Raw genomic sequence first — 21,764 nt, forward strand, 5'->3', positions numbered from 1 at the left:
CCATTCGCGATTCGCCACTCACCATTCGCACTACTCCCCATTCGCGCCGTTTCCGCTCTCGGCCTCTTCGGTGATGTGCTCGACCGACACCACGTGCTCGTCCTCGGCTGTGTCGAACACGATCACGCCTTGCGTCGAGCGGCCGGCGATGCGGATGCCTTCGACCGGGCAGCGGATCAGCTGGCCCTTGTCGGTGACCAGCATGATCTGATCGGCGTCCTCCACCGGGAAGGAGGCGACCAGATTGCCGTTGCGGTTGTTGACGCTCATGGCGACGATGCCTTTGCCGCCGCGGCCGGTGGTGCGGTACTCGTAGGACGAGGTCCGCTTGCCGTAGCCGTTGACGGAGACGGTCAGCACGACCTGCTCGGCCGCCGACATCTCGACATAGCGCTCCTGCGGGAGCTGGAAGCTGCCTGACGTCTCCTCGGCCTCGGCATCCGCCGGCGCCTCTTCCGCCGCGGCTTCTCCGGCCACCGCGCGGCGCATCTTCAGGTAAGCCGAGCGCTCGTCCGAGGTGGTCTCGACATGGCGCAGGATCGCCAGCGAAATCACCTTGTCGCCCTCGCCGAGCGCGATGCCGCGCACGCCCATCGAGGTGCGCCCTGTGAACACGCGCACGTCGGGCACGGGGAAGCGGATGCATTGGCCGCCGGCGGCGGTCAGCAGCACGTCGTCGCGCTCGGTGCAGATCTGGACGTCGACGATTGCCTCGCCGTCGTCGAGCTTCATCGCGATGATGCCGGAGCGGCGAACGTCGACGAAGTCGGACAGCTTGTTGCGCCGGACGTTGCCGCCGGTCGTCGCGAACATCACGTCGAGCTCGCCCCAGGTCGACTCATCCTCGGGCAGCGGCATGATGGTGGTGATGCGCTCGCCCTGCTCCAGCGGCAGGATGTTGATCAGCGCCTTGCCGCGCGCGTTGGGAGCCGCCATCGGCAGGCGCCAGACCTTCTCCTTGTAGACCTGGCCGCGCGAGGAGAAGAACAATACCGGCGTGTGCGTGGAGGCAACGAACAGGCGCGAGACGAAATCCTCGTCGCGGGTCTGCATGCCCGAGCGGCCCTTGCCGCCGCGGCGCTGGGCCCGATAGGCCGACAGCGGCACGCGCTTGACGTAGCCGGCGTGCGAGACGGTGACGACCATGTCCTCGCGCTGGATCAGGTCCTCGTCCTCGACCTCGCCTTCCTGCTCCATGATCACGGTGCGGCGCGGGGTCGCGAACTCGGCCTTCACCTCGGCAAGCTCGGTCTTGATGATGTCGAGGATGCGGGCGCGGGAGTGCAGGATTTCGAGATACTCGCCGATCTCGCCGGCGAGCTTGGCAAGCTCGTCGCCGATCTCGTCGCGGCCGAGCGCGGTGAGGCGTGCGAGGCGCAGCTCGAGGATCGCCCGCGCCTGATCCAGCGACAGGCGGATGGTGCCGTCCTCGTTGATGCGATGACGGGGATCATCGATCAGCGTGATGATGTCCTCGACGTCGCGCGCCGGCCAGTCGCGCGTCATCAGGGTCTCGCGCGCGGCGGCCGGGGTCGGCGAGTGCCGGATGACCTTGATGATCTCGTCGATATTGGCAACCGCAATGGCAAGGCCGACCTGCTCATGCGCGCGCTCGCGCGCCTTGCGCAGCTTGTACTTGGTGCGGCGGGTGACGACCTGCTCGCGGAAGCCGACGAAGATCGTCAGCATGTCCTTCAGGTTCATCGTCTGCGGACGGCCCGAGTCCAGCGCGACGGCATTGACGCCGAACGAGGTCTGCAGCGGCGTGAACTTGTAGAGCTGGTTCAGCACGACATCGGGCACCGCATCGCGCTTGAGCTCGACGACGACCCGGTAGCCGTCGCGGTCGGACTCGTCGCGCAAGTCCGAGATGCCCTCGATCTTCTTTTCCTTGTAGAGCTCGGCGATGCGCTCGACCATCGTCGCCTTGTTCACCTGATACGGGATCTCGGTGATGACGATCGCCTCGCGCTCCTTCCGGATCGTCTCGAACGAGACCTTGCCGCGCATCACGATGGAGCCGCGGCCAAGGTGATAGGCGCTGCGGATGCCCTGACGTCCCAGGATGATGCCGCCGGTCGGGAAGTCCGGGCCCGGGACGATGTTGATGAGCTCGTCGATGGTCAGCGAGGGGTTGTCGATCAGCGCCATGCAGGCGTCGATGACCTCGCCGAGATTGTGCGGCGGGATGTTGGTGGCCATGCCGACGGCGATGCCGCCGGCACCGTTGACCAGCAGATTCGGGAACCGCGCCGGCAGAACCACGGGCTCACGCTCGGTGCCGTCGTAATTGTCCTGGAAATCGACTGTGTCGCTGTCGATGTCCTCGAGCAGCTTCAGCGCGATCTTCGTGAGGCGCGACTCGGTGTAGCGCATCGCCGCCGCGGGATCGCCGTCGACCGAACCGAAATTGCCCTGCCCGTCCACCAGCAACTCGCGCAAGGAGAAGTCCTGCGCCATGCGCACCAGGGCGTCGTAGATCGCCTGGTCGCCATGGGGGTGGTACTTACCCATGACGTCGCCGACGATACCGGCTGACTTCTTGTGCTTCTTATCGGGCGTGAAGCCCTGCTCGTTCATCGAGAACAGGATGCGGCGATGCACCGGCTTCAACCCGTCGCGCGCATCGGGCAGCGCACGCGACACGATCACGCTCATGGCGTAATCGAGATAGGACTTTTTCATCTCCTCGTAGATCGAGACGGGGCGAATGTCCGAGGGGTGCGCCGGCTGGTCGCCGGGCTTGTTGTCGTCGTCAGCCAAGGGGGAATCCGGTGAGTTTTTGTCTGGGAATCATATAGCGCATCGCCCCCCTGATAACCACCCTTCGGCGAGGGCTGGGAAGCGCTTTTTCCGCTTATTTTTCCAATAACTTACGGCCGTATAGCGGGCATCCTGGATGAGCCTGGAACCGGACTTCCAAAATCACCTCCGCCACCCCGACAAATCACGTGGGCGAGCGCCCCATGACGCCGCGTCCGGACGCCATCTCAAGTTCAAGCCAAACATGAAGCGGGCCCGGAAATCCCGAGCCCGTCCCGTCAATTAGTAAGGTTTGCTGACACGATGGGACAGGCTCTACCCACACCCGGCAGCGCCCCTCATCGTCCCGACCGTTCTCAGAACGGGATGTCGTCGTCCATGTCGTTGTTGCGGCCACCGCCACCGGCCGCAACCGGACGTCGCGGCGCGCTGCTGACCGGGCCTGAGGAGCCGAAATCGCCGCCGGGTTCGTCACCGAAGCTGCCGCCTCCTCCGCCGCCGCCGCGGCCGTCGAGCATCGTGAGGGTCGAGTTGAAGCCCTGCAGCACGACCTCGGTCGAGTACTTCTCGACGCCGCTCTGGTCGGTCCATTTGCGGGTCTGGAGCGCGCCCTCGATGTAAACCTTCGCGCCCTTCTTCAGGTACTGCTCGGCAACCTTGCAGAGGCCCTCATTGAAGATCACGACGCGATGCCACTCGGTCTTTTCCTTGCGCTCGCCGCTGTTCTTGTCGCGCCAGGTCTCCGAGGTCGCGATGCTCAGATTCGCAATCGGCCGCCCGTCCTGGGTGCGGCGGATTTCAGGATCCTTGCCGAGATTTCCAACCAGAATGACCTTGTTGACGCTTCCCGCCATCGCCGCTCTCCACTCCGAATGCCACTGAATTTCAAAAGGCCGAGCGCGCTGCCCGCGTTCCTCTGCGCCCTGTCGAGGCGACCCTATACGCTGGCAGGCCCAACTCAGCCCGTCACCCCCGGGGTTATCAACACATATAGCATCGACATCCGCAGCGTTCCAGATTTGTTCTTGTCGGCGCGATTGGCGCCGGCATGGCGTTCGGGTTCCCACCGAACTGCCCGGTGGGCGCTGCTACACGCTCCGAGCGTACCAGCCAGAACATCGATATCGGGATGATCTGCGTACACGGCCGCCGGTAGGGCCAGCCGGTCGCGACGCACAGATATCAGACTGATATTACTTGACTATTTGGCAAAATCCTTGCGCCTTCCGTTCCCATTTGGCGATCGAATTTGCCGTCATAATGAGTCAGTAACCATCACCTTTTCGACCACTGTGGCTTTCCGGAGACACAACTTGCGGCTTCAGTGGTGTAAGCACCCCGTCAGTTGGGCCGTTGAGTCCGCTGCCCTTCCGTCCGCGGAAGGCAACAACAGAAACTGGGACTGGGATTAAGTTGAAAATGAAGAAAGTTTTGTTGGCTTCGGCCTGTTTGTTCGCTCTGGCCGCCCCCGCTTCGGCTGCTGACCTCGCGGCTCGCCCCTACACCAAGGCTCCCGTCGCTCCGATGGCTTCGGTCTACAACTGGACCGGCTTCTATCTCGGTATCGTCGGTGGCGGCGCCTGGGAAGCCTCGTCGGGTGATCCGAAGATGCAGGGTGGTTTCGTCGGCGGCACCGCCGGCTACAACTGGCAGACCGGCAACGTCGTGTTCGGCCTCGAGGCGGATGGCGCCTGGGCTGACGTCAGCGCTTCGGCCGCTGGCGTGGTTTTCGTCCCCGGCGTCGGTGGCATCCCGGCTTCGGTGAGCTCCAAGACCGACGCGATGGGCACCGTCCGCGGCCGCATCGGCTGGGCCGTCAACAACGTGCTGCTCTACGGCACCGGTGGTTACGCCTGGATCGACAACAAGATCACCGCCACCCTCGGCGGCCTCTCGGTCTCCGACAGCAAGTTCCACTCGGGCTGGACCGTTGGTGCTGGCGTCGAGGCGTTCTTCGCTCCGCAGTGGTCGGTCAAGGGCGAGTACCTCTATCGCAGCCTCGGCGGCGAGACCTACTTCTCGGGCGCCGTGCCCACCGGCACGCTCAACTTCCACACCGTGCAGGTCGGCGTGAACTATCACTTCGGCGCCCCCGTCGTCGCCAAGTACTAAGCTTCGACTTCAACGCCTCAGCGTTACGAAAGGCCGGCCTTGCGCCGGCCTTTTTGTTTGGTCCGGCCTGACACGTTCCCGCAATTCCGCGCCCTCCTGCTGCCAGATGCCGCCAGCGCGCCAACATTCCGTTGACGAGTCGCAACTCCCTCTGGAAATCCGTCCCCGTTCTTCCTACGTTCGCTGTCATACCCATCGGCGCCGATCCCGGTTCGGGGCGAAGCGCGCCTTTTTTGTTGGCGCGATCGCGCACCTTTGGGCTCCTTGAGGGCAACTCGGATGGATGAAGTGATCAAGGCGAAGCGCCAACAGCAGAACGCGGGCTCGAGCCTGCGCGCAATTACGATCCGTGGCGCGCGCGAGCACAACCTCAAGAACATCGACGTCGAGATTCCCCGCGACAAGCTGGTGGTGTTCACCGGCCTCTCCGGCTCCGGCAAATCCTCGCTCGCCTTCGACACCATCTATGCCGAGGGCCAGCGCCGCTACGTCGAGTCGCTGTCGGCCTATGCGCGCCAGTTCCTGGAGATGATGCAGAAGCCCGACGTCGACCAGATCGACGGCCTGTCGCCGGCGATCTCGATCGAGCAGAAGACGACGTCGAAGAACCCGCGCTCGACCGTCGGCACGGTCACCGAGATCTACGACTACATGCGCCTGCTCTGGGCGCGCGTCGGCGTGCCCTATTCGCCGGCCACCGGCCTGCCGATCGAGAGCCAGACCGTCTCCCAGATGGTCGACCGCGTGCTGGCGCTGCCTGAGGGCACCCGCCTCTATCTGCTGGCCCCCGTCGTGCGCGGCCGCAAGGGCGAGTACCGCAAGGAGCTCGCCGAATGGCTCAAGAAGGGCTTTCAACGCGTCAAGATCGACGGCACCTTCTACGAGCTCGCGGAAGCGCCGACGCTGGACAAGAAATTCCCGCACGACATCGACGTCGTGGTCGACCGCATCGTGGTGCGCGCCGATATCGGCCAGCGCCTCGCCGAAAGCTTTGAGACCGCGCTGAAGCTCGCCGAGGGCCTCGCCGTGATCGAGTATGCCGATGCACCGGCTGCCGCTGCGGCGCCTGCCGAAGAGAAAAAGAAAACCGCGAAAATTCACGACAAGAGCGGACCCGAGCGCATCCTGTTCTCGGAGAAGTTCGCCTGCCCCGTGTCCGGCTTCACCATCCCCGAGGTCGAGCCCAGACTGTTCTCGTTCAACAACCCCTATGGCGCCTGCCCCGCCTGCGGCGGCCTCGGCGTCGAGCAGCATGTCGACGAAGACCTCGTCATTCCCGACAAGGAGCTCGCCATCGGCAAGGGCGCGATCGCGCCCTGGGCGAAGTCGTCGTCGCCCTATTACACGCAGACGCTGACCGCGCTCGGCAAGCACTACAAGTTCACGCTGACTACCAAGTGGAAGGACCTGGCCAAGAAGACCCAGAACGCCATCCTCCATGGTTCCGGCGAGGACGAGATCAAGTTCTCCTACGAGGACGGGGTCCGCTCCTACGACACCAAGAAGCCGTTCGAAGGCGTCATCACCAACATCAACCGCCGCTACCGCGAGACCGAGAGCGAGTGGGCGCGCGAGGAGCTGGCGAAGTATTTCCACGATGTGCCCTGCGAGGGCTGCAAGGGCTTCCGGCTGAAGCCCGAGGCGCTCTGCGTCAAGATCGGCGCCAGGCATATCGGCGAGATCTCGGAGCTGTCGGTCAAGAAGGCCGGCGAATGGTTCGAGACCGTGCCCGATGTGCTGAACGCGCAGCAGAACGAGATCGCGGGCCGCATCCTGAAGGAAATCCGCGAGCGCCTCACCTTCCTGCTCGACGTCGGCCTCAACTATCTCACGCTGTCGCGCTCCTCCGGCACGCTGTCCGGCGGCGAGAGCCAGCGCATCCGCCTGGCCTCGCAGATCGGCTCGGGCCTGACAGGCGTGCTCTACGTGCTCGACGAGCCCTCGATCGGCCTGCACCAGCGCGACAATGCCCGCCTGCTCGATACCCTCAAGCGCCTGCGCGACCTCGGCAACACCGTGATCGTGGTGGAGCATGACGAGGACGCCATCCTCTTGGCCGACCACGTCCTCGATATCGGCCCCGGCGCCGGCATGCATGGCGGCAACATCATCGCCGAAGGCACGCCCGCCGAGATCATGCGCAATCCGAAATCGCTGACCGGCAAGTACCTGACCGGCGAGCTCGAGGTCGAGGTGCCGGAACGGCGCCCGCCGAACCATCGCCGCACCATCAAGGTGGTGAACGCGCGCGGCAATAACCTCAAGAACGTCACCGCCGAGATTCCGCTCGGCCTGTTCACGGCCGTCACCGGCGTCTCCGGCGGCGGCAAGTCGACGCTGCTGATCGACACGCTCTACAAGGCGATCGCCCGCAAGCTGAACAATGCCAGCGAAGGCGCCGCCCCGCACGACCGCATCGAGGGCCTCGAGCATATCGACAAGATCATCGACATCGATCAGTCGCCGATCGGCCGCACCCCGCGCTCGAACCCCGCGACCTATACCGGCGCCTTCACGCCGATCCGCGAATGGTTCGCCGGCTTGCCCGAAGCCAAGGCGCGCGGCTACGAGCCCGGCCGCTTCTCCTTCAACGTCAAGGGCGGCCGCTGCGAGGCCTGCCAGGGCGACGGCGTCATCAAGATCGAGATGCACTTCCTGCCCGACGTCTACGTCACGTGCGACGTCTGCAAGGGCAAGCGCTACAACCGCGAGACGCTGGAGGTGCTGTTCAAGGGCAAGTCCATCGCCGACGTGCTCGACATGACCGTCGAGGAAGCCGCCGAGTTCTTCAAGGCGGTGCCGCGCGTGCGCGAGACGTTCCAGACCCTGCACCGCGTCGGCCTCGACTACATCCATGTCGGCCAGCAGGCGACGACGCTCTCCGGCGGTGAAGCCCAGCGCGTCAAGCTCGCGAAGGAACTCTCCAAGCGCGCCACGGGACGTACGCTCTACATCCTGGACGAGCCCACCACCGGCCTGCACTTCCACGACGTCAAGAAGCTGCTGGAGGTGCTGCACGAGCTGGTCGCCCAAGGCAACACGGTCGTCGTCATCGAGCACAATCTCGAAGTCATCAAGACCGCCGACTGGGTCATCGACCTCGGCCCCGAGGGCGGCGACGGCGGCGGCGAGATCGTCGCCTGGGGCCCGCCGGAGGATATTGCGAAGGCGCCAAGGAGTTACACGGGCAAGTTTTTGGCGCCGGTGCTGAAGAAGGCGGGCAAGCCGAAGCGGAGGAGCACGAGCGAGGCGGCGGAGTAGCTGCTGCTGTTGCCTTGGGCAGCAGGAATCGAGCCGCGGTGGAGTGATCTCGATGCCGAGCCGAACCTATGCGCTATTTCGGAACGCCATCCTTGCCGAGCAACAGGTGACTTGCGTCTACGGGGGTCGCCACCGCGAAGTCTGCCCGCATATCATCGGCACCAACAAATCCGGCGAGGAGGCCGTACTGGCCTGGCAGTTTGCAGGCGAGAGCAGTGGACCGCTGCCGCAGTGGCGCTGCCTGAAGCTGGCCAACGTCCGTGGCGCGCTGGCGCGGGAGGGCCGCTGGCACGAAGGCGGCTCGCACCGAATTACTCAGACCTGCGTCAGCAACATTGATCTCGACGTCAACGTCGACGTTCGCAGACTGTCGTCTCGCTAACGACCCACGAACTCAATAACCGCCTCGCCCCGCGCGACAGCTTCGACAATTTGCGGCATGACGGCCAGAAACTGGCGGATCAGCACGCGATTGTCGATATTGCCAACACGAACCCACAGGACGATCGGCCCCTGCCTCTTTGCAGCGCGCAGAAGGGAGAAATCGCGATCCTTGGTCACGAGAACGGCCGATCTAGAAATGGCTTCGTTCCAGATCACCCCGTCGAGCGCGTTTGCCATCCCGAGCTCGGCCACATGAGCCGCATCGTATCCGGCGCGACGCATGGCTTCCGCGAGTGCCGGAGGAGCTGAGCATCGATCAGGTATGGCAAACTATTTGGCCGCTATGATCGGGTGATCGACCTGGCGGGCGGCATAGGCGAGCACCGCGTCAATGTCGACCTCCTCCAGATACGGATAATCTTCGAGGATGCTCTCGCGCGATTGTCCCGCGGACAGCAATCCCAGGACGTCGGCAACCGTGATGCGCAGGTCGCGAATGCAGGGACGTCCGTGCATACGCTGCGGATCGACCGTAATCCTTGCCAGTAGCTCCGACATCTGTCACCTCTGCCGATTAATATAGCATCCCCGATGGCATCTGTCAGCGCATCGCTCCTAGCCCGATGCTTGGCCCGCCCGCACGTACCCCGCCCCATGCCCTTTTCCCTCGCCATCTTCGATCTCGACGGCACCCTCGCCGACAGCTTCCCGTGGTTTCTGCGCACCATCAACGATATCGCCGATCGCTTCAGTTTTCGCCGCGTCTCCGATGAGGATATCGACAGCCTGCGGCATGCCTCGACACGCGAGATCCTTTCACGCCTCGAAGTGCCCTTGTGGAAGCTGCCCGCGATCGCGCGGCATGCGCGGCGGTTGAAGGGCGAAGCGGCGGCCGAGATTGCGCTGTTCGCGGGCGTCGAGACGATGCTGCGGACGCTGGCCGAGAACGGCGTGCAGCTCGCGCTGGTGACGTCAGACAGCGAGACCAATGCGCGCGAGAAGCTCGGGGCTGCCGCCGCGCTCTTCCAGCATTTCGACTGCTCGGCGTCGATCTTCGGCAAGCCCGCGAAATTCCGCCGCGTCATCCGCCGCGCCGGCGTGCAGCCGGACCGGGTCATCGCGATCGGCGACGAGGTCCGCGACATCGAGGCGGCACATGCGGTGGGCATTGCCTGCGGCGCGGTGTGCTGGGGTTATGCGGCCCCGGCCGCGCTGCGGGCGCTGGGCCCGGACCATGTGTTCGAGCGGATGGACGAGATTGCGGACGCGGTGCGCCCCGGTGCCGTAGGGCGGATTGGCGAAGCGTAATCCGCCGAGCGATCGTCGATGCAAGGTGGCGGATTACGCTTCGCTAATCCGCCCTACGCGCCCCTACTCCGTCCGCCTGAGAAACGCCCCGAATGCCCTTGGCCCGTCCCCGGTCTTGATCTCGCCCACGACCTTCAGCTCGGCCGCATCGATGATGCTTAGCGTGTTGCTCTCCCAGCACGCCACGATGACGCGCTTGCCGTCGGCGGTCGCGTTGATGCCTTCAGGGTAGTCGCCGACATTGATGCGCTTCATCGGCTTCAGGCTCGCCACGTCGAACACGCTGACGGTGCCGCCATATTGGTCGGTGACGAAGCCGCGGCCCAAAGTCAGCGCCACCGCGTAGGGCCGCATGCCGACCTTCACGCGGCCGATCTCGCGCCCCTCTGCAATGTCGATCACGGAGACGTCGTCGGAGCCGACATTGGCGGTGTAGGCGCGCTTGCCCTCGGCGTCGATGGTGACGCCGAACGGGCGGGTGCCGACCTTGATCACCGCCTTGCGCTGGCGCGTCGCAATGTCCACCACCGAGACGCTGTCGTCGTCGCGGTCGGCCGAGAGCAGCAGCTTGCCGTTGGGCGTCACCGCAAGGCCCGACGGCGAGGCGCCGACCGCGATGCTGGCGGTGACGCTGTGCGAGGCCGCATCGATCACGCGCACCGCCGCCGCGTACCAGTCGGCGACATAGACCGTCCTGCCATCCGGCGCGACGGCGATGCCGAGCGGCCCGCCGCCGACCTCGATGCGTCCCGCGACCTGCCGCGCCGCCGCGTCCACCACCGTCACCGCCTTGGCGTCGGGGCTCGTGACATAAGCAAAGCGCCCGTCAGCGCTGACGGCCACCCCCGCCGGCTTGCCGCCGATGGGAATGGTCGCGATGCTGCGCAGCGTGCCGAGATCCATCACCATCAGATCGTCACTGAGCTGGTTGGTGACGAACGCCTCCTCGGCGCGCGCGCCGTCGGGGCCGGCATGGCTAAAGCCGGCGGCGAGCGCCGCCGCCAGAACCAGCGCCCGCACGGTCAGCTACCGCTCTCGATCTTCTTCTTCAGCGCCTCGAGCCCGGTCTTGTAGAGCCCGCTCACTGCCGTCCTGGCGGCCTCGTCGTTCAGCTCCGGCGGCGGATCGTTGTTGGGAAAGCCGCGGTAGAACGCGCCAGCCCATTCCAGCTTGGCCTTGCCGTCGGGCGCGGGCGATACCGTCAGCGTCGAGGAATAATTGGTCACCGGCAGCACCTTCACGTCGACCTTGGTGATCCGGTACGAATAGCTCAGCATGTCGGGTTCGTATTTGTAGAGCTCCTCCTCGACCGTCGCGCCGCCCTGCAACGTCAGCGTCCGCGTCGCGCCGACCTCGTTGCCCTTCTCGCCCGTGGTCTTGGTGACCGGCGGAAGCCAGCTCATGTCCTGAAAGTTGCGGATCGCGGCCCAGACCTTGTCCTGCGGCGCGTTGATCTCGATGGATTCACGCACCTTCTGCCGCGTCGGCCCATGCGCCCAGGCGGCCGGTGAAAAAAACGGCCCAAAGGCCGCTGTCAAGCCTGCCGCCCCACACACAGCCAGCGCGCCGGCCACGGCCGTGCGCCGTCCAATCGTCACCCTCATCTCGTTTCCTCTTACGTCCAGTTGATCGTGCGCGACTTGGCATGCGCGCTGCGGTCATCCTAGCGCATTTTGGGGCCGAGGGGAGACCGGTTCGTGGCGCCGTTGCGGCGGGTCCCGGCACGCCCCCACAACCCGTTGCGCCGCCCGAGAGGCAAAACACCCACGGGCGGGTCAACGCCACCAAATCGAAATATTTCTCTTTATCAGAACTTCGGATTATCGTATAGGAAGCCATCCCGTCCCGGGCCGAGGGGCGCATCGCGATCGTCACGAACGCGGGATGGGACGTGGTGGACGTAGGCGGCGTCGGCGCGAAGGGCTTCGCAGGGCGGGCAACCGTGAGCGAGGGTGTCGCGCACACGACCGGTGCAGCCTCCGTACGGCAAAATCGTGTGGTCCCGGCGCCCGCAGTCTGTGCGCCAAGCCTTGCGGTGATGTCGCGGCCCGACCGGACCGCGCGCATCAGCCATCCGAGAAGGCGACGGGGGCAATAGCGCATCGCTCCCCGAGGAGAGCACGACATAAGCCGTCAACCCACTGCGCAGGGAAGGCCGGATGTTTGGCTACACCTGTATGCCGCTGTGCAGCTTCTTGTCACGCAGGTTTCGCACAGTGGACCGCGGGTGCCAGCCGGCACCCGGCCTTCCCTGCGCCCTCGGCACTTTTGAGGGCGGCGAATGCCGCAAAGCTCGGGCAGTTCATGCCGCGAGGAGGTCAGGCCGTGTCCACATCGTTCGCAAGCTGCTCCGATGAAGCCTGGACCAAAACTCCGTCACGCAGCGTCGGCCGGCCTCACCCGACGCGCGATCTCCGCCCCCTTCTCGCGCTCGACGACGCCGATGTCGTGCTGTCCCTGCAAGTCCAGCCAAAACTGGGGACTGTTGCCGAAATAGCGTCCGAGACGCACCGCCGTGTCCGCAGAGATACCGCGACGCCCGTTCAAGATATCAGTGATCCGGCCCGAGGGCACGCCGATGTCGATGGAAAGCTTGTTGGCGCTAAGCCCACGCACCGTCATTTCGCGCTTGAGCAAACGACCGGGGTGCACGAGAGGAGGCATGGATGTTAGCCCTTATGATAGTCGACGATTTCAACCTCGTAGGCGTCGCCCTTGGTAAACTCGAAGCAGATGCGCCACCGCTCGTTGACCGTCATCGCCCATTGTCCCTTGCGATCGCCCTTCAGCTTATGCAATCCGACGCTCTTCAACGGGCTGAGATCACCAAGCGACTTTGCGACGTTCAACGCGAGCAGCAAATCGACCGCCGCCTCGAAGTCCAGCCCGCGAAACTGGTTCGGGCGGTCGCCATCCCAGACCTTGCGGCTTGCCGCGTTCCGCCAGGATCTGATCATGGCAGAAACATACTACGGGCTTCGGTGAACGGCAATGAATACGGCACTCACTCCCCCAGCGTCGCCTCGACGAACCCGCGCGGATCGGCACAAAACTCCCGCATCAGCCGGTAATGCTCCGTCTCTTCCACCCTCACCGGCTCCAGACCGTATTTCCCGAGCCGCAGCAGCCGTGCATTGGGATACGCCATCAGCATCGGCGCATGCGTTGCCATGATGACCTGGCAGATCCGGGATTCCTCCATGCGGCGCAGCAGCTTGAGGAATTCGATCTGCCGCGCCGGCGACAGCGCCGATTCCGGCTCGTCGAAGATGAAAATGCCCTGGCGCTGACAGCGCTCCTCGAAGAAGCGCAGGAAGCCCTCGCCGTGCGAGTGCGACAGGAAATCGGGACCGGCCTGGCCGGCATCGCGCGCGGCCTTGTCCAGATACCGCGCGACCGAGAAGAAACTCTCGGCGCGAAAGAACCAGCCATTGGTGATCTTCGGCAGCCAGCTCGCGCGCAGCGCCCTGGCGAGTTGACCTCCCATCTTCTCGCGTGCCTCGGAATGGTCGACCGGCATATAGCCCTTGCCGCCGCCGGCATCGTCGTAGCCGGCGAGTGCTGCGATCCCCTCGAGGATGGTCGACTTCCCCGTGCCGTTCTCTCCGACGATGATCGTGATGGCGGTGTCGAAGTTGAGCTCGAACTCGTCCGGGAAGATGGGCAGGCAAAACGGATAGGCCTCGCGATCACCCACCTGCAACGGATCGAGCCAGACCCGCTTCAGATACGGCGCCGGCAGGTTGATGGTGCGATGACCTCTCCGGCTCATGACCGTCTCTCCGTCCGTTCTGCCCGATACTTCGGATCAGAACATAACGAGAACTCAGAGATCGAGCAACTGGCGAGAGCCCCGCGCGCAATCTCCGATCGCAGCCTAATCCAGCGGCTCCAGCACCAGCTCCATCGTCATCAGCACCGGATTGTCGCCGCGCACCAGGCGTCCCTCGGCGAGGCCGCCGGTGTAGTCGACCAGCGCGACATCGAGCACGGCTTCGAGCGCGCCGGAGGGCCCGGGCGCGATCAGCCCGGCCGTCACCGCAAGCTCGGTCGCAAACGGCTCGGTCACGCCGCCTTGGGTGAAGCGTGCGCCGATGGTCGAGCCGACGCCGCCATGGATCCTCGCACGCGCGATGCCACGCGCGCGGCAGAACTCTTCAAGACAGCCGGCAAAGTCCTGATTGGGCCGCAGCCGCAGCGCGAAGGCGCTGGTAGAGGTACGCGCGCCGGTGCGCGCGGCGGCCACCGGCCCGAACAGCCTGAAATTGGTCTCCGGATCGGGCTCGGCGGCGAATGTCGCGCCATCGAGACCGAAAGCCTCGACCTCGAACGGTTCGGCGACGACAGTCTCGTCCGGCAACATGTGGCCGCCGCTCGCCTTGCCGTCCGCCTCCGTCCACAGCCCGTGGCAATGAAAGAACGGCGCGCCATCGCGCGTGCCGAACGTCAGGCTGCCGAGCCTGGTGCGCGTCAGGCCGCCGGGCCGATAGGTGTCGCTGTAGAATGCGGCGTTCTCGCCGGTCTTCGAGAGCGCCGGCATGACATAGGCGAACGGCCCAAGCGTGCCGCGCCCGAAATTCAGCACGCCGCTGGCAAATCCCTCGGCGGCAAAGCCGCGCCGCGCGGCCTCCAACAGCGGCAGGCCCGCCTGAAGCGTGAAGGAAAAGGCGCGTCCCCTCGCCTCTACCCACTGGATGCGTTCCGCGATCGGCGCGCCCGGCTGCTTGATACTCCGCATCGCCAACGCTCAGCCCGTCTTCGTCTTGTCGAGATCGAGCAGCCCGCGGGCCTCGAGCTCGTCGCGCACCATGCGCTTCGGCACCTTGCCATAGCCCGATTTCGGCAAGGCCTCCCAGAAGAAGAAGCGCTTCGGCATCTTGTAGCGCGGCACCTTGGGCGACAGGAACGCCGCCATCTCGGCCTCGCTCACCGCCTTCTCGCCCTCGCGCGCAACGCAGACGGCAACGCCAACCTCGCCCCAGGTCGCATCGGGCACGCCGAGCACCGCGACCTCGCCGACCGCCGGATGCGTCAGGATCTTCTCCTCGATCTCGCGCGGATAGATGTTGGAGCCGCCGGAAATGTACATGTCCGACGCGCGGCCGGTGATGTAGACGAAGCCCTCCTCGTCCATGTGGCCGAGATCGCCGGTGCGGAACCAGCCGTTGCGGAACGCTTTCGCGTTGGCCTCGGGATTGTCGTAGTAACCCGCGAGCACCGCAGGTCCGATCACGCAGATCTCGCCGCTCTGGTTGGCGGCGAGCTCGCTGCCCTCGTCGTCCTGGATCGAGACCTGCATGCCGGTGCGCTCGAAGCCGCAGGTGCCGATCTTCGCGTGCGGGCCGTCCTCGGGATCGTGCAGCGCCGCCGGCAGCACGGTGATGTTGCCGGTGACCTCGCCGAGGCCGAAATACTGCACGATGACCTTGCCGAGCTTCCTCAGCGCGGCCTTCTGGTCCTCGCGATACATCGGTGCACCCGCATAGATCACGTGACGCAGCGAGGAATGATCGTATTTGTCCACGGCGGGGTGCTCGACCATCATCTTCAGGATGGTCGGCACGGTGAAGAGATTGGCGACCCGATGCGTCTCGATCAAGCGGAACGCCTCGTTGATGTCGAATTTCTCGGTCGGCAAGAGAACGGTGCAGACGCCGCGCGCGGTCTGCACCAGCTGATGCACGCCGGCGCCGTGCGACAGCGGCGCCACCACCAGCGAGGCGTCGTCCTCGGTGACGCCAGGGGTCAGATCGGCGAGATGGTTGGTGACGACAAAGCCCATCTGGCCATGCGTCAGCACCGCGGCCTTGGAGCGGCCCGTGGTGCCCGAGGTGAAGAAGAACCAGCAGGGATCATCGTGTTCCACAGCGACGTTGTCGACCACCTCTCCGGCTCGCGATGCGATAGCCTCCGCAACCGACGTCTCGCCGAACGCACCCTTGCCGTCGATGCTCCAGGTGAACTCCAGCGCCCCGCCCTTCACGGCCGCGGCATGCTCGGGGAAATCGACGTGGCACAGAAACGCCTTCGCCCCCGAGGCCTGTGCGAGATAGGTGACCTCGTCCGGCATCAGGCGGAAATTGGTGGGCACCCAGACCGCGCCGAGCCGGAATGCGGCGAACATCGAGAAGAACATCTCGTCGCCATTCTTGGAATGGACCAGGATGCGGTCGCCCTTGGCGATGCCGCGCGCGGCGAGCGCAGCCGCCAGCGCCGAGACCTGCGCATCGATCTGCCGCCAGGTCCAGGATCTGTCACCCCAGACGAAACCGGGACGCGCACCGTGCCGCCGCGCATTCTGGGTCAGCATGTAAGCGAGATTCATGACGCGGCGGGACATGCGCAGGGGCTGCATCGGGCTTCCTCTTCGATAGCTGGCCTACGCAAGCGGGCCGCTTTCGAGCCCTGTTTATCGCCATCCAATCGGCCACCGCAAGGCTGGCCGGCGCAGACCCTCCCGTCGCCAGCATGCGTCTCGCCCGCCGAGGCACCAGACGCTCGCCCCGGGTTCCTTGCCAAAGAAGGATTATGTGACTACGATCTCAAGTTGTCATTTCTGATATTGCACAGTCCGCCGCGCATGCGCGGCACGAATTTCATGATTTCATTTGGGAGAAGAACCATGCTGGAATGGAAAGGGATTGTCGGTATTGCCTATACCCCTGATGAATTCGACAGCTATGCGCACGCACTGACCTGGAACGCGTGGCGCCCGTCGTTCATCGTCCTGCATAACACCGCATCGCCGACGCTGGCACAGCGCCCCAACGGCTTCACCAAACAGCACATCCTGAATCTGGAAAGCTTTTTCAGGGACCAGCAACACTGGAAGGCCGGCCCGCACCTCTTCATCGACGACAAGAAGATCTGGGCGTTTACACCCATGACCATGTCGGGCGTCCACTCGCCGTCGTGGAATAAAGTCTCGCTGGGATTCGAAATGCTCGGCGACTACGACAAGGATGAATTCGATTCCGGCCGAGGGCTGCGGGTGCAAAAGAACGCCGTCGCGGCCGTCGCGACGATGTCAGCGGTGCTGGGCTTGAACCCGGATTCGATGAAGCTGCATAAGGAAGATCATCTGACGACGCATGCCTGTCCGGGAAAGAAGGTCGTCAAGAGCAAGTTCATCGACAAGGTGAAGGAGCTGCTCGCCGAGCGCCACGGCGGCGAGCATCTCGATCCCGTGACCTCCTGACGCCTGCTCTCGCGCTCAGCTGACGGCTGGCGGAAGGTCCTCGAGAAGCGGCCACAGCTCCTGGGGCGCCTCGTCCATGCACCAGAAGCTGTAGCCGCCGTAGCCTCGCTGCTCGACGGCGGTGATGAAGTTTCGCGTCGCCGTGAGGCACGCGTGCACGCTCGAAAATGGAATGTCACCCGAGATCGTCACGTTGCCAGTCGGCCTGTAGCGATCCTGAAAATTACGTGTCCGCTCGGCGATCTTGTAGTCATGGACCGATTTGTCCAGACGGGTGATGATGTTCTCGGTGCGGTAGTACACTTGCGGACAATTGTCGTTCACGTTGCTCAGGAACGGCTCGAACGGCAGGTCCGTGTGAAGGGACGGCTGATCATGGCTCGACAGCGCGAGGCCACGATCGTGCGCCGCAAGATCGTGCGCGATGCGGGTCATGTAAGTGGTGGCTTCGGCTGCATGACCGCGAAATCGCGGCGACTCGTTGGTGCGTTCGGCGTCGATGATGACCCCGCCCAGATCGAACTGCTCCGCCCAGGCGGAGACGTTCGCGCCTTCGGTAGCAGCTTCATTCTGATTGGCGCAGAAGGGAACGTGCCACCCCCACAGCTCGACACCAACTTGATCGAGAGCCGCGCGGAGGTCATGCGCGTGACCTCCGGAAAAATTCGCATCGAGCGTCTTGCCCCGCGCCAGCCGCAGCCAGAGCGCCTTGAAATGGCATTTGTCGGCGAGCTCCGCGAGCTGGCTCGCGCCTCCGACCTTGGCGAGTACGGTTGAAAGGCTCGTGATATAGATATTCCGCCCGACAACGCGCTTCATGAAAATTGCTCCGGCTGGTGAGCCACAATACCCAAGGATTGCACTCCGGCGCCGGCTCAATCAAGGTGAAAAGCGGGGGGCGGCAGGCCGCACCCGCTCTGTCACGGCGCTCTGAACGCGAACGGTGTCGCCGTGATCGCCCTTTGCTTGACGCAGGCCTGCGCACCAAAGCCACCGCAGAAGCTGCCGTGCAGATCGAAGCGGATGCTGCGCGCAGCCCCGCGCTTCACCGGCGGCGCCATGATCGTGTAGCTGCGCACATAGCCGTCGAAAACCTGGCGCACGCTGCCGTCGGGCAGCGTGACCAGGATGTTCATGACGCAGCCGCCGGTTCCGCAATAGGTTGTCTCGCGGTCTCCGCATTTGGTCTCGCTGAAATCGACGATGTAGTCGTCGCGGCCGTCGCCGGTGAGGTCGATCCTGCGCACCGTACCGGAGGCGAAGGTCACCTCGCCGCCATCCTGGCTGGTGCATTCCTCATTGGCGTAGCGCAACGCCTGCTGCACGCCGGGCGGATAATCGGAAGGATTGAAGGACTTGGCATCCTCGGCACGCGCGGCGGAGGCGAACAGGACCAGCAGAGGCAGGAGATAGCGCATTGGCGTTGGTCGCCGCGGCGGCGGCAACCGTTCAGGGAATCTTAAACATGATCAGCGCAACCTCGCTCAGTTCTCGCCGACAGAGTGCCGCATCATGGTCAAAGCGCCCGCCTTCATCCTGTTGTCGCTGGCGCTTGCCGGATGCGCCGTGGGCCCTCAGGCGCATCTGGCGTCCGATCCCGCCTTCAAGCCGGGCCGCTTGGCTTGGGATGGCGCCGGCGAGGATCCCAATCGGCCGCGTGCCGCTTCACAGCCAACGCGCAATCTGGCCCGATCCGAAGGCTCCCGATCGCAGGCCGCGCTTCAGCCCCAGTCGAAGGAATGGTTGCAGGCGCAGGACGCCAGCGAGGCCGAGCAGGATGCCAGGCTCAACCGCTCCCTCGTCATCTGCCAGGGATGCCTGCGTCCGCAGCAGCAACCCGAAGACTCCAGGCTCGCCAAAGCCGCCGATTGAACCGAACGGCGTTCACGTCAGTCAACAAGCATAGAGGCCGGCCGCTCCGGGCGGTCGTGCTCGCCCTCATTGCAGAGAAATCATTTCCAGGACATTCCATGCTCACCCGTCGCTCCCTTGTCACCGCCGCTCTCTTCGCCGGCATCGCGCCCGCCTTCGCCGAGACTCCGGCCCCGAGCGATCCCGTCGCGATTTTGACTGCGATCTACACCCGCGCGGCCAAGGGCAAGGGTGATGGCGGCGGCGCCTTCATCATCGAGAACAGGGCTGCGAAGGCAAAGTACCTCTCCAAAGGACTGGTCGCGCTGTGGGCCAAAGCGGATGCCCATACGCCGAAGGGCGATGTCGGGCCGGTCGATTTCGATCCGGTCACCAATTCGCAGGAACCGGATGTGAAATCGTTCAAGGTTGACGCGGAGAAGATGGAAGCCGACAAGGCAACCATCGCGGTCACCATCACCGGCCACCGCAACGACCGGAAACCCGCCGACCTGATCATGCGTTACGACTTCGTGCGCGAGGCCAGTGGCTGGAAGATCGACGACATCAAGGGCTCCTCCGGCGGCGAGGCCTGGTCGATCCGCAGGATGCTGACGGACTCGCTGAAGAGCTGAGCGGAGACGACATGAACGACGTCATCGACAACCGCGAGCATCACCGCTTCGAGCTCGAGGTCGACGGACACCTCGCGACCGAGCACTACAGGCGCGACGGCAATACCGTCACGTTCGAGCACACCGACGTGCCGAAGGAGCTCGGCGGCAAGGGCGTCGGCTCGAAGCTGGTGCAGGGCGCGCTCGATCAGGTCCGCGCCGCCGGTTTGAAGCTGATCCCGCAATGCCCGTTCGTAAAGGCATGGATCGAGAAGCACCCGGACTATGCGGATCTCGTGACGCGCTGAGCCTACAGGCCCGCCGCCCGCTGCCGACGGGCCTGCCGATCTCTACGGCCTATTGTCCATGCCTGAGCATGTCCTGGTCGGTCATGTCCCAGTCCTGCCACAGCTGCAGCGTGCCGAGCAGCACGAGCACGGCGCCAAGGCCGGTGTGATAGATGCGCAGAAAGCCCTCACCGGAATAGCCGAGCATATAGGGCGAGCCGATCAGCCACAGCCCGACGAGGATCGTCGTCACCTCCTGCCAGCGCTGCAAGGCGACATATTCGAGCTGGCTGATGCCAAAGACGACCAGACCGATTGCGACCGCATTCAGGATCACCGTCTGGTCGCCGGTGATCGCCGCCTCCTGGACGGGAAACCATGGCGAAGCCACGATCACCGCGCCGAGCAGCATCCCACACCAGTCTTCCCATGTCCGATGAGTATTCAAGAAACCAAAGTCCGACATCGTACCCTCCTATGACAGAGGCACACGTCGGCGGCTGGCGAGCACGACTTCCGAATGTCTTGGCGACCCTGCCGGCCGCATTCGGACGTATGTCCTGCAAAGTACGTGGGAACCGCCGGCGGCGGCGCAAGAGCGGATCTGAGGATTATTTCGATGGCCGCAAATGCGCGGTGATGAGCTACCGCCTACAGCGCTCCGAGCTTCCGCAACGCGTCCTGCGCGGACGCCAGGTCCGGCTTCAGCTCCAGCGCCTTCCGGAGATCTGCGATCGCGCCCTGCTTGTCGCCGAGCCGCAGGCGGGCCTGCCCGCGATTATTCCAGGAATAGGCGTCGGAGGGATCGTATTGCAGCGCCTTGTCGTAGTCGGAAACACCGCCCTTGTTGTCGCCCTGGAAGAGGCGGATCATGCCGCGATTGCGCCAGCCGCGCGCGTCGGTCGGCGCGATGCGGATCGCCTCGCCATAGTCCGCGGCGGCGCGGTCGAGCTGCTCGGTGTCACGATAGACGTTGCCGCGATCGATATAGGCGAGCAGATCGGGCGCAAGCTTGATCCGCGTCGTATAATCGGCGAGTGCGTGGGCCATGTCGCGCTTGCGGTAATAGACGAGACCGCGGTTGCTAAAGGCCATGGCGGAATTCGGGTTGCGCTTGATCGCCGCGTCGAAATCGGTCAGGGCGCCGTCGAGATCGCCCTTGTTGAAGCGCGACTCGCCGCGATTGTTGTAGGCCAGCGCCATCGACGGATCGAGCTTGATGGCCTGGTTGTAATCGGCAATGGCGCGATCATAATCGCGCTTGAAGGAATAGACCCGGCCGCGATTGTTGTAGGCGCAGGCATAGAAGGGGTCGAGCTTGAGCGCCTCGTCGAGATCGGACAGCGCGGCATCGAGCTCGCGCTTCTCGGTGAGACCATGGCCACGGTTGCAATAGGCACCGGCAAGCCGCTTGCCGCCCTCGCTCTTGGTGTCGATCACGGTGGAGCAGGCCTCGACCCGCTGGTCCGGCGTGCTGCTCAGCCCCACGCACACATCCCAGGCCGGACCTCCCTCGGCCGCGACAGGCGACGTCGAGGTCAGCGCGGCGAGCAGCAGCATGAGACTGAACCGGACACGCATTTTGCGGATATCTCCCCTGCAACAACCCTCCTTGGTCGCACCTTGGCAAGGGCCGGTTCAGGAGCCTAGATCAGAGCAAACAGCACGTCGGAAGGATCTTGCATGGCGGCATCGGTACGGGACAACAAGGACAGGAGCCGCTTCGAGCTCGATGTCGGCAACGAGGTCGCCTTCGCCAATTACCGGCTGACCCCGACGGCAGTCATCATCACCCACACCGAGACGCCACGTGCGCTGCGCGGCCGTGGCATCGGCTCAGAGCTGGTCAAGGGCGCGCTGGATCTGATCCGCCGCGACGGCAGGAAGGTGATCGCCGGCTGCGGCTTCGTCGTCGATTATCTCGACCGGCATCCGGAGGATGCGGATCTGGTCGCCTGAAAGCAAAAGGGCCCGCGAATTCGCGGG

24 protein-coding genes are annotated in these 21,764 nt (G+C 64.6%); 9 read left to right on the plus strand and 15 right to left on the minus strand.

All coding sequences use genetic code 11. The features are described from left to right. Positions 1-30: 30 nt before the first annotated feature. Positions 31-2,763: a DNA gyrase subunit A gene (gyrA, locus tag Q0743_RS22345; protein WP_298243637.1), complete on the minus strand. Its 2,733-nt coding sequence runs from the start codon at positions 2,761-2,763 to the stop codon at positions 31-33. A gap of 356 nt (positions 2,764-3,119) precedes the next feature. Next, on the minus strand, positions 3,120-3,617 hold the full coding sequence (locus tag Q0743_RS22350) for a single-stranded DNA-binding protein (protein WP_092234768.1): 498 nt from the start codon (positions 3,615-3,617) through the stop codon (positions 3,120-3,122). Positions 3,618-4,182: 565 nt separating this feature from the next. On the opposite strand from Q0743_RS22350, the gene Q0743_RS22355 reads away from it, so the two are divergent. The 3 genes from Q0743_RS22355 (at position 4,183) to Q0743_RS22365 (ending at position 8,518) form a co-directional block, all read left to right on the plus strand. Then, the gene (locus Q0743_RS22355) at positions 4,183-4,875 is read left to right on the plus strand and encodes an outer membrane protein (RefSeq protein ID WP_298243638.1); all 693 of its coding nucleotides are present in this window, start codon (positions 4,183-4,185) and stop codon (positions 4,873-4,875) included. A gap of 279 nt (positions 4,876-5,154) precedes the next feature. Beyond that, positions 5,155-8,136 (plus strand): excinuclease ABC subunit UvrA, encoded by a 2,982-nt coding sequence (gene uvrA / locus Q0743_RS22360; protein ID WP_298243639.1) that lies wholly within the window; start codon positions 5,155-5,157, stop codon positions 8,134-8,136. Positions 8,137-8,188: 52 nt separating this feature from the next. Then, the gene (locus tag Q0743_RS22365; protein WP_298243640.1) at positions 8,189-8,518 is read left to right on the plus strand and encodes a hypothetical protein; all 330 of its coding nucleotides are present in this window, start codon (positions 8,189-8,191) and stop codon (positions 8,516-8,518) included. Here Q0743_RS22365 and Q0743_RS22370 read toward each other — a convergent pair. Both Q0743_RS22370 and Q0743_RS22375 read right to left on the minus strand, forming a co-directional pair. Continuing rightward, positions 8,515-8,844, minus strand: a complete 330-nt coding sequence (locus tag Q0743_RS22370; protein WP_298243663.1) for a DUF5615 family PIN-like protein — start codon at positions 8,842-8,844, stop codon at positions 8,515-8,517. The two genes, Q0743_RS22365 and Q0743_RS22370, sit on opposite strands and share 4 nt — an antisense overlap. A 6-nt stretch (positions 8,845-8,850) precedes the next feature. Further along, entirely contained in the window at positions 8,851-9,078 is a 228-nt protein-coding gene (locus tag Q0743_RS22375) for a DUF433 domain-containing protein (RefSeq protein WP_298243641.1), read from the minus strand. A gap of 96 nt (positions 9,079-9,174) precedes the next feature. Here Q0743_RS22375 and Q0743_RS22380 point away from each other — a divergent pair, with 96 nt between their 5' ends. Then, positions 9,175-9,828, plus strand: a complete 654-nt coding sequence (locus Q0743_RS22380; RefSeq protein WP_298243664.1) for an HAD family hydrolase — start codon at positions 9,175-9,177, stop codon at positions 9,826-9,828. Between the two features lie 63 nt (positions 9,829-9,891). Here the strand turns inward: Q0743_RS22380 and Q0743_RS22385 are convergent, their stop codons facing one another. The 7 genes from Q0743_RS22385 to Q0743_RS22415 form a co-directional block, all read right to left on the minus strand. Continuing rightward, entirely contained in the window at positions 9,892-10,848 is a 957-nt protein-coding gene (locus Q0743_RS22385; RefSeq protein WP_298243642.1) for a cytochrome D1 domain-containing protein, read from the minus strand. A gap of 2 nt (positions 10,849-10,850) precedes the next feature. Beyond that, positions 10,851-11,432 (minus strand): SRPBCC family protein, encoded by a 582-nt coding sequence (locus Q0743_RS22390; RefSeq protein WP_298243643.1) that lies wholly within the window; start codon positions 11,430-11,432, stop codon positions 10,851-10,853. Between the two features lie 772 nt (positions 11,433-12,204). Next, positions 12,205-12,492, minus strand: coding sequence for a HigA family addiction module antitoxin (locus Q0743_RS22395; RefSeq protein ID WP_298243644.1), 288 nt, complete (start codon positions 12,490-12,492; stop codon positions 12,205-12,207). A gap of 5 nt (positions 12,493-12,497) precedes the next feature. Beyond that, on the minus strand, positions 12,498-12,785 hold the full coding sequence (locus Q0743_RS22400; protein WP_298243645.1) for a type II toxin-antitoxin system RelE/ParE family toxin: 288 nt from the start codon (positions 12,783-12,785) through the stop codon (positions 12,498-12,500). A gap of 47 nt (positions 12,786-12,832) precedes the next feature. Then, positions 12,833-13,600, minus strand: coding sequence for an AAA family ATPase (locus tag Q0743_RS22405; RefSeq protein ID WP_298243646.1), 768 nt, complete (start codon positions 13,598-13,600; stop codon positions 12,833-12,835). Positions 13,601-13,705: 105 nt separating this feature from the next. Continuing rightward, positions 13,706-14,566, minus strand: coding sequence for a DUF296 domain-containing protein (locus tag Q0743_RS22410; protein WP_298243647.1), 861 nt, complete (start codon positions 14,564-14,566; stop codon positions 13,706-13,708). A gap of 9 nt (positions 14,567-14,575) precedes the next feature. Further along, the gene (locus Q0743_RS22415) at positions 14,576-16,183 is read right to left on the minus strand and encodes an acyl-CoA synthetase (protein WP_298243648.1); all 1,608 of its coding nucleotides are present in this window, start codon (positions 16,181-16,183) and stop codon (positions 14,576-14,578) included. Between the two features lie 267 nt (positions 16,184-16,450). Here Q0743_RS22415 and Q0743_RS22420 point away from each other — a divergent pair, with 267 nt between their 5' ends. Then, positions 16,451-17,026 carry a peptidoglycan recognition family protein gene (locus Q0743_RS22420; RefSeq protein WP_298243649.1) on the plus strand — a complete coding sequence of 192 codons (576 nt, stop codon included), beginning with the start codon at positions 16,451-16,453 and terminating at the stop codon, positions 17,024-17,026. Positions 17,027-17,041: 15 nt separating this feature from the next. On the opposite strand, the gene Q0743_RS22425 is transcribed toward Q0743_RS22420, so the two are convergent. Next, a complete protein-coding gene (locus tag Q0743_RS22425) occupies positions 17,042-17,845 on the minus strand; it encodes a hypothetical protein (RefSeq protein WP_298243650.1) in 804 nt (267 codons plus the stop codon). Between the two features lie 101 nt (positions 17,846-17,946). Beyond that, positions 17,947-18,444: a hypothetical protein gene (locus tag Q0743_RS22430; protein WP_298243651.1), complete on the minus strand. Its 498-nt coding sequence runs from the start codon at positions 18,442-18,444 to the stop codon at positions 17,947-17,949. Between the two features lie 94 nt (positions 18,445-18,538). Between Q0743_RS22430 and Q0743_RS22435 the strand changes: the two genes are divergently transcribed. The 3 genes from Q0743_RS22435 to Q0743_RS22445 all read left to right on the plus strand — a co-directional run bounded on the left by Q0743_RS22435 (position 18,539) and on the right by Q0743_RS22445 (position 19,799). Then, a complete protein-coding gene (locus tag Q0743_RS22435) occupies positions 18,539-18,898 on the plus strand; it encodes a hypothetical protein (RefSeq protein WP_298243652.1) in 360 nt (119 codons plus the stop codon). A 98-nt stretch (positions 18,899-18,996) separates the two neighbouring features. Continuing rightward, positions 18,997-19,512, plus strand: a complete 516-nt coding sequence (locus Q0743_RS22440; RefSeq protein WP_298243653.1) for a DUF3828 domain-containing protein — start codon at positions 18,997-18,999, stop codon at positions 19,510-19,512. Between the two features lie 11 nt (positions 19,513-19,523). After that, positions 19,524-19,799: a GNAT family N-acetyltransferase gene (locus tag Q0743_RS22445; protein WP_298243654.1), complete on the plus strand. Its 276-nt coding sequence runs from the start codon at positions 19,524-19,526 to the stop codon at positions 19,797-19,799. A gap of 49 nt (positions 19,800-19,848) precedes the next feature. Here the strand turns inward: Q0743_RS22445 and Q0743_RS22450 are convergent, their stop codons facing one another. Then, positions 19,849-20,244 (minus strand): SPW repeat protein, encoded by a 396-nt coding sequence (locus tag Q0743_RS22450; RefSeq protein WP_298243655.1) that lies wholly within the window; start codon positions 20,242-20,244, stop codon positions 19,849-19,851. A gap of 185 nt (positions 20,245-20,429) precedes the next feature. Then, positions 20,430-21,359 (minus strand): tetratricopeptide repeat protein, encoded by a 930-nt coding sequence (locus Q0743_RS22455; RefSeq protein ID WP_298243656.1) that lies wholly within the window; start codon positions 21,357-21,359, stop codon positions 20,430-20,432. Between the two features lie 102 nt (positions 21,360-21,461). Between Q0743_RS22455 and Q0743_RS22460 the strand changes: the two genes are divergently transcribed. Then, positions 21,462-21,737, plus strand: a complete 276-nt coding sequence (locus Q0743_RS22460; RefSeq protein WP_298243657.1) for a GNAT family N-acetyltransferase — start codon at positions 21,462-21,464, stop codon at positions 21,735-21,737. The last annotated feature ends 27 nt before the right edge of the window (positions 21,738-21,764 follow it).

Source organism: uncultured Bradyrhizobium sp. (assembly GCF_936943645.1).
Lineage (GTDB): Bacteria > Pseudomonadota > Alphaproteobacteria > Rhizobiales > Xanthobacteraceae > Bradyrhizobium.